This window comes from Planktothrix tepida PCC 9214 (assembly GCF_900009145.1).
Taxonomy (GTDB): domain Bacteria; phylum Cyanobacteriota; class Cyanobacteriia; order Cyanobacteriales; family Microcoleaceae; genus Planktothrix; species Planktothrix tepida.
In genome coordinates, this window is the sequence record NZ_LN889819.1 from 34,425 (window position 1) to 37,601 (window position 3,177).

Genomic DNA, 3,177 nt, shown 5'->3' on the forward strand with positions numbered 1-3,177 from the left:
CCGCCACAAATACCTTAGCAGATGCAGATGGTTTAGGAACATTAAATTATCAATGGCAAGAGTCCTCAGATAATGGAGTCACCTGGAGTGATATTAGTGGAGCGACTAATGATACGTTCACCTTATCTCAAACCCAAGTGGGGAAAACGGTACAAGTAAAAGTGAGTTATACTGACCTATTAGGGACAGCAGAAACCGTTAATAGTAGTCCGACTTCTGTGGTTTCTGGACTTTTGAATAATGCTCCTACAGGTAATGTTAGTATTACAGGAACAGCAACACAAAACCAAATTTTAACGGCAACAAATACCTTAGCAGATGTTGATGGTTTAGGCACTTTTAATTATCAATGGCAAGAGTCCTCAGATAATGGAGTCACCTGGACTAATATTAGTGGAGCGACTAATAATACTTTCACCTTANCCGATATCCTGCTCACGGGCGTAGATAGTTCTGGCAGAATCAGCAAAATCTATAGCAACAACGGCAGTGGCGGTTTTAGCGAAAACACCAACGTCTCCCTCACTGGTGTTGCCTTTAGTTCCGTCACCACCGCCGACTTTGACTCTGATGGCAACACCGACATCCTGCTCACGGGCTGGGATAGTTCTAGTAAACTCATCAGCAAAATCTATAACAATCTTCTCCCCATATCCGATGTAGACACCACCACCATCACCGAAGCCATCGCGATTACAGCTGCCGACAAGAACGGCACCTGGCAATATTCCACCGACAACGGCACAACCTGGACAAACTTCCCCGCCGTCAGCAACAGTAAGGCCCTATTATTAGATGCAAGTAACAAAGTCCGCTTCCAACCCAACGCTGACTACAACGGGACTATTACCACTGCCCTCACCTTCCGCGCCTGGGATCAGTCCACAGGTACAGCCGGAACTACAGCCGACACTCGCATTAACGGCCGTACAACAGCCTTTAGCACCAACACCGCCACCGCCTCCATTGTGGTAACGGCCTTTAACAATGCTCCCACTGCCACGGACAAAACCCTAACCGTTAACGAAGACAACAACTACACCTTTACGACGGCGGACTTCGGTTTCAGTGATCNACCTTATCTCAAACACAAGTTGGGAAAACGGTACAGGTCAAAGTTAGTTATACTGACCTATTAGGAACAGCAGAAACGGTTAATAGTTCACCTACAACTACCGTTACTAATATTAACGACTTACCCACAGGTAATGTTAGTATTACAGGAACAGCAAAACAAAATCAAACCTTAACGGCAACCAATACCTTAGCAGATGTTGATGGTTTAGGAACATTAAATTATCAATGGCAACAGTCATCCGATAATGGAGTCACCTGGACTAATATTAATGGAGCAACTAATAATACGTTTGCCTTATCTCAAACCCAAGTGGGGAAAAAGGTACAAGTAAAAGTTAGTTATACTGATCAACTAGGAACACAAGAAACGGTTAATAGTACACCCACAGCTACCGTTACTAATGTCACTGCCGTTAACCATGCTCCCGTATTAGATAATACCAACATCACCTATAGCCTCACCCCTATTAACGAAGATGACAGCAACTCCAGTGGGGATACTGTCGGGAATATTATTCAGGGTCTGAGCATTAAAGAAAACACCAACGTCTCCCTCACCGGTGTTGTCAATAGTTCCGTCACCACCGCCGACTTCGACAAAGATGGGGACACCGATATCCTGCTCACGGGCGACGCTGGTTCTGGCTCCATCAGCAAAATCTATAGCAACAACGGCAGTGGTGGTTTTAGCCTCAACACCAACGTCTCCCTCACTGGTGTTTACGATAGTTCCGTCACCACAGCCGACTTTGACTCTGATGGCAACACCGACATCCTGCTCACGGGCTCCGATAGTCCATGGAACCTCATCAGCAAAATCTATAGCAACAACGGCAGTGGCGGTTTTAGCCTCAACACCAACATCTCCCTCCCCGGTGTTCGCTATAGTTCCGTCACCACGGCCGACTTTGATAAAGATGGGGACACCGACATCCTGCTCACGGGCGTAGATAGTTCTAAGAAACCCATCAGCCAAATCTATAGCAACAACGGCAGTGGTGGTTTTAGCCTCAACACCAACGTCTCCCTCACCGGTGTTTACAGAAGTTCCGTCACCACGGCCGACTTTGATAAAGATGGGGACACCGACATCCTGCTCACGGGCCGGGATAGTTCTGGCAGCATCAGCNCACCTTATCTCAAGCACAAGTAGGGAAAAAGGTACAGGTCAAAGTTAGTTATACAGACCTATTAGGAACAGCAGAAACCGTTAATAGTTCACCTACAACTACCGTTACTAATGTTAACGACTTACCCACAGGTAATGTTAGTATTACAGGGACAGCAAAACAAAATCAAACCTTAACGGCAACAAATACCTTAGCAGATGCAGATGGTTTAGGAACATTAAATTATCAATGGCAACAGTCAGCCGATAATGGAGTCACCTGGACTAATATTAGTGGAGCAACTAATAATACGTTCACCTTATCTCAAACCCAAGTGGGGAAAAAGGTACAAGTAAAAGTTAGTTATACAGACCTATTAGGAACAGCAGAAACAGTTAATAGTAGTCCAACTGCTGTAGTTACTAATGTTAACGACTTACCGACAGGTAATGTTAGTATTACAGGAACAGCAACACAAAACCAAATTTTAACCGCCACCAATACTTTAGCGGATGTTGATGGTTTAGGAACGTTTAATTATCAATGGCAAGAGTCCTCAGATAATGGAGTCACCTGGACTGATATTAGTGGAGCAACTAATAATACGTTCGCCTTATCTCAAACACAAGTAGGGAAAAAGGTACAAGTAAAAGTTAGTTATACTGACTTATTAGGAACAGCAGAAACAGTTAATAGTAGTCCAACTGCTGTAGTTACTAATGTTAACGACTTACCGACAGGTAATGTTACTATTACAGGTACAGCAACACAAAACCAAATTTTAACCGCCACAAATACCTTAGCAGATGCAGATGGTTTAGGAACATTAAATTATCAATGGCAAGAGTCCTCAGATAATGGAGTCACCTGGACTAATATTAGTGGAGCGACAAATAATACTTTCACCTTATCTCAAGCACAAGTAGGGAAAAAGGTACAAGTAAAAGTTAGTTATACTGACTTATTAGGAACAGCAGAAACAGTTAATAGT

General features: G+C 43.9%; 3 protein-coding genes. All 3 read left to right on the forward strand.

What is annotated here, in order from left to right; genetic code table 11:
• Positions 1-1,139 (forward strand): DUF8696 domain-containing protein (locus PL9214_RS29155; RefSeq protein WP_186440498.1); only part of this gene is annotated, 1,139 nt, incomplete at its 5' end.
• Positions 1,140-1,216: 77 nt separating this feature from the next.
• On the forward strand, positions 1,217-2,230 hold the full coding sequence (locus tag PL9214_RS29160) for an FG-GAP repeat domain-containing protein (RefSeq protein WP_500690257.1): 1,014 nt from the start codon (positions 1,217-1,219) through the stop codon (positions 2,228-2,230).
• 119 nt (positions 2,231-2,349) lie between these two features.
• On the forward strand, positions 2,350-3,177 hold an 828-nt coding region (locus PL9214_RS29165), incomplete at its 3' end, for a DUF8696 domain-containing protein (RefSeq protein WP_500690258.1).